The organism is Mycobacteroides sp. H003 (assembly GCF_001440135.1).
Lineage (GTDB): Bacteria > Actinomycetota > Actinomycetes > Mycobacteriales > Mycobacteriaceae > Mycobacterium > Mycobacterium gwanakae.
The window spans coordinates 1-4567 of sequence record NZ_LJYL01000012.1; the positions used below are offsets into that span (position 1 = coordinate 1).

2 protein-coding genes and 2 pseudogenes are annotated in these 4567 nt (G+C 67.3%); all 4 read left to right on the forward strand.

What is annotated here, in order from left to right; all coding sequences use genetic code 11:
• Positions 1-125 precede the first annotated feature (125 nt).
• Positions 126-1139 (forward strand): annotated as a pseudogene (locus AOT87_RS09920) (IS256 family transposase); the annotation flags it as partial.
• A 116-nt stretch (positions 1140-1255) separates the two neighbouring features.
• Complete coding sequence (locus AOT87_RS09925) at positions 1256-2305, forward strand: tyrosine-type recombinase/integrase (protein ID WP_007172498.1); 1050 nt, start codon at positions 1256-1258, stop codon at positions 2303-2305.
• Positions 2302-4245 carry a tyrosine-type recombinase/integrase gene (locus AOT87_RS09930; protein WP_007172497.1) on the forward strand — a complete coding sequence of 648 codons (1944 nt, stop codon included), beginning with the start codon at positions 2302-2304 and terminating at the stop codon, positions 4243-4245. Before AOT87_RS09925 ends, AOT87_RS09930 begins: the two co-directional genes overlap by 4 nt.
• A 46-nt stretch (positions 4246-4291) precedes the next feature.
• Positions 4292-4510, forward strand: a pseudogene (locus tag AOT87_RS27740) (transposase); the annotation flags it as partial.
• Positions 4511-4567: the final 57 nt, after the last annotated feature.

Here is a 4567-nt window from a genome sequence, read left to right on the forward strand (position 1 = left end):
AGTTGCGTCCAGCAGAGTGGTGTACGAGCCGGTGATGACCGGCGTGTCGTAGCCGGATGAATGAAGGTCATCGCGTGATTCTTCGAGGGACCGACCAAAGTCACTCGAGCAAAGGAATCAACGCGATGACCATTGCCCACGATATCGACCTGTCTGCCGTGCTGGCCGAACGACTCACCACCACGCACCCTGATGTGCTGCGCGAGTTGTTGGCCGCCTTCATTCACGCCCTGATGGGCGCCGAAGCCGACGCGGTGTGCGGTGCCGGCTACGGCCAGCGCAGCAGCGAGCGCACCAATTCCCGCAACGGGTATCGGCACCGCGAGTTTGACACCCGCGCAGGCACATTGGATCTGGCGATTCCCAAGCTAAGGCAAGGTTCGTACTTCCCGGACTGGCTGCTGGAACGGCGCAAACGCGCCGAGCGGGCCCTGACCACGGTGGTGGCTACCTGCTACCTGCTGGGCGTTTCGACGCGGCGGATGGACAAACTCGTCGAGACTCTGGGCATCACCAGCTTGTCGAAGTCCCAGGTCAGCGTGATGGCCAAAGAGCTCGACGCCGCGGTCGAGGCGTTCCGGACCCGGCCACTGGATGCAGGCCCGTACACGTTCATGGCTGCTGACGCCCTGGTGCTCAAGGTTCGCGAAGCAGGCCGGGTGGTCAACGTGCACGCGCTGATCGCCACCGGGGTCAACGCCGAGGGCTACCGCGAAATCCTGGGCATCGACGTCACCACCGCCGAGGACGGGGCCGGCTGGCTGACCTTCCTGCGGTCGCTGACCGCCCGCGGCCTATCAGGGGTCCGTCTGGTCACTTCCGACGCCCACGCCGGTCTGGTGGCCGCGATCGGCGCCACCCTGCCTGGGGCATCGTGGCAACGGTGTCGCACCCACTACGCCACCAACCTGATGGCCATCACTCCGAAATCATCGTGGCCGTGGGTACGCACACTACTGCATTCGGTCTTCGATCAACCTGACGCCGGTTCCGTTGCAGCCCAATATGACCGCATCATCGACGCACTGGCCGACAAGCTCCCCAAGGTCGCCGACCACCTCGAAGACGCCCGCGCCGACCTGCTCGCCTTCACCGCCTTCCCCAAACAAATTTGGCGGCAGATCTGGTCCAACAACCCACTATCCGTTAACCGGCTCTCCGGGGACACGGTTCGGGCTGCAGCGTGAGGTTCACGCACAAGCGCTGAGCACGGATGGATGCTGTCTGCATCTCGGTGGGGGAAGGCGGAGCGGCGATGCGGGTACTCAAGAGCGACAGCGGATATGTCCTGGAGGGCGACTGGGACGGGCAGGACGCGGTGAACGCGTTTCTCAACCATTTGGCGGGACGGGGGTTCAGCGCGGCCACGGTGCGGGCCTACGCATTCGACGTCGCCAATTTGAGCCGGTTCCTCGTCCAGCAAGCGGTCGGGCTCGCCGCGGTCGATGCGCCGTTGGTGTTCGACTGGATCGACTGGCAAGGCGTCCGCCGAACGGACCAGCCCACCGGCGGTCACCGCTCGTCGACCCCGCCGGCAGCTTCGACGGTGAACCGCCGGGTCGCGGCAGTGCGCGCGTTATTCGAGTATCTGGTGATGACCGGTGTCTGCACCGACAATCCGGTGCCGTCGCCGCGGCGGGGACAGGGGCTGCGCCAGTCGCAGCGGGGGTTGCTCGGTCATCTGGGTCCCGGGCGTGCACGCAGTGGCGGTAGGTTGGTGCGTCAGCCGCAGCGTCTTCCGGAATCGTTGTCCACCAACGATGTCGACGCGTTCCTGGCGACACTGGCAACGCACCGGGACCGGGCGATGGTGCTGGTGATGCTACTCGGAGGGCTGCGTTCGGCCGAGGCGCGTGGCCTGCTGCTCGCCGACGTCGATATGGGCCGGCGCCGGCTTCGGGTGATCGGCAAGGGCGGCAAGGAACGTCATGTCCCGGTCGATGCGGCGTTCTTCACCGAGCTCGCCGCCTACCTGCGATGGGAGCGGCCGCCGGGGTTGGCGACGCCGCAGTGCTTCGTAGTGCTGCGCGGCCCGACGACCGGTGCACCGGTCAGCGAGGCCGGGCTGCGCAGCCTGTTCCGTCGGCACCGGGAGACCTCTGGCGCCACAAGAGTCCGCCCGCACCGTTTACGGCATACCTACGGCACCGAATTGTCGGCGGCCGGAATCGATCTGCTGGCGTTGCGGGCGTTGATGGGGCATGTCTCGCCGGAGACCACGGCCCGCTACGTGCATTTGTCGATCGAGCAGCTCGCCGCCGAATACGGTGCTGCTCGTGCGACGTTGGCCGGAGCCCGGCAGTGACCACGGTGTTGGTCGGCCAACCCGTAGGCGCCGACGAGGTGGTGGCGGATTATCTCGACCACGTCGCCACCCTGGGTTTGAGCGGGCGGGCGGTACGCGACCGGATTCGGATCGCTCGCGACTTCACCGCACGCCACCGCGACCTGCACGCCTGGATGACGCTGCCGGCAGCCGAGCGGATCGCCGAGATACGGGACACCGGGGCGTGGCCGCTGATCTGTCACACGATCGGCACCGGCCGGTTACGGCTGGACGTCGAGCTGGCCGCGGTCAAACAGTTGACCGGGCTGGGCCGCGCAGTGGAGGACCGGGATCCGAGCGGATTCGCCGCGTTGCGGAATGCGGGAATTCGGTTGGGCTGGAGGAGTTCCTGGGTCGAGACGGTCCTCGGCGAATGTCTGGCGGTAGTGCTGGCACACCACGGCGGAATGGTCGCCGACCTGACCGGCGACGCGCTCGACGACTTCGACGCCGCGCTGTCACGTACCGTGGTGCCGCCATCGTCGCGGCGGGCATACAGGGGGCGGCTGGCCAGCCTGCGGCAGCTGTTGTTCGAGACCGCGGTCATCGACACCGCGCCGAAACGCCGGCGGTGGGCCCGTAGCCTCGAGCAGCGCTTCACCGAGGTGGAGATGCCCGACCCGATCCGTCAGACGTTGCTGCGCTACATCGGCGTGCGCGCGGCGGTGCTGCGGCCCAAATCGGTCGAGTCGCTGATCAACGACCTGCTGCCCTTCGCCGAATACCTCACCGCTCACCATCCCGACGTCATCAGCCTGCGTGAACTCGACCGGAGCTGCATCGAGGGCTACCTGAAATGGAATCGCACCCGGGGCTGGCGTGGTCAGCGCGCCGCCGCGGGCGCCGGGCGCACCGTCTCGGCCGCGGTGGCCCAGTCGGCAGTGCTCAGTCTGCGCAACCTGCTCGACGACATCACCGCCTGGGGCTGGGCGCAGGCCCCACCACGGCGGTTGGTATTCGCCGCCGACGTCCCCAAACTCGACCAGCCGTTGCCACGCGCGCTAGCACCCGATGTGGACGCGGCAGTGATGAACGCCGTTGCCCACCTGCAGGATCCGTTCGCCCGCATCGGCCTGACCGTGCTGCGTGGTGCCGGCCTGCGGGCGGGGGAACTGCTCGACCTCGAACTGGGCAGCATCATCGACTACGGACCGGCCGGAACCTGGCTGAAGGTGCCACTGGGCAAGCTCGCCACCGAACGCATGGTCCCGCTCTCCGCCGCGACCCTCGCCGCGCTCGACGAGTGGGTCGCCCTCCGCGGCACGCACCGGCCGCTGCCGCACCCACGCACCGGCGTGCTCACCGACTTTCTGTTCACCCGGCACGGACGCCGCCTGGGCTACACCCGGCTGCGCAACGGGCTGCTCACCGCCGCTGAATCCGCCGGGTTGCACCGTCCCGACGGCGGCGTCCTGATGGTCACTCCACATCAGTTGCGCCACACCTGGGCCACCGAACTCGCCAACGCCGGGATGAGTCTGCAGGCCTTGATGTCCTTACTCGGGCACGTCACTCCACAAATGACGATCCGCTACGCCACCCTGGCCTCGCCCACCCTGCGCGCGGCCTACGACGAAGCGATGGGCAAGATGCGCCGCCAGTTCACCCTCACCCCGGTCGGCAAACCGATCCTGCCCGACAAGGTCGGCTGGCTGCACAGTGAAATGCTGAAAACCCGCGTTGCACACGGATACTGCGCTCGCCACGAATCCGCGGGCGCGTGCCCTTATGCCAACATCTGCGAAACCTGCGACAACTACGTCACCGCCCCCGAATTCCGCGACACGCTCACCGACCAACTCGCCGACGTCCAGGCCCTCAGAACCGACGCCGAGTGCCGCGGCTGGACCGACGAAGCCGCCCGCCACGACCGCGTCGCCCACGCCCTTACCGACCACCTCCAGCGCCTCGATCGATGAACATCCCACCCCGACGGGTTGACCCGCCCCCGAGGGCCGGATAAAAGAACGACTCAACAAGGAAATCCGCCGGCGCACCGACGTCGTCGGAATCTTCCCCGACCGCAACGCCCTAATCCGCCTCGTCGGCGCGGTGCTGGCCGAACAACACGACGAATGGGCCGAATCCCGCCGCTACCTCGGCCTCGACGTCCTCAGCAAATCCCGCGCCGACCACACGCCATCAACAGAACAGGAGGACACCCCGGCGGCACTGACCGCCTAAACCACCAAGTCGAAGAATCACACGACGACGTCGTACACCACGTCCCTGGACTTGACC

Bases quoted from the DNA above. Each gene is read 5' to 3' on its own strand.
- AOT87_RS09925 (WP_007172498.1), top strand. From the start codon at position 1,256: ATGCGGGTACTCAAGAGCGACAGCGGATATGTCCTGGAGGGCGACTGG.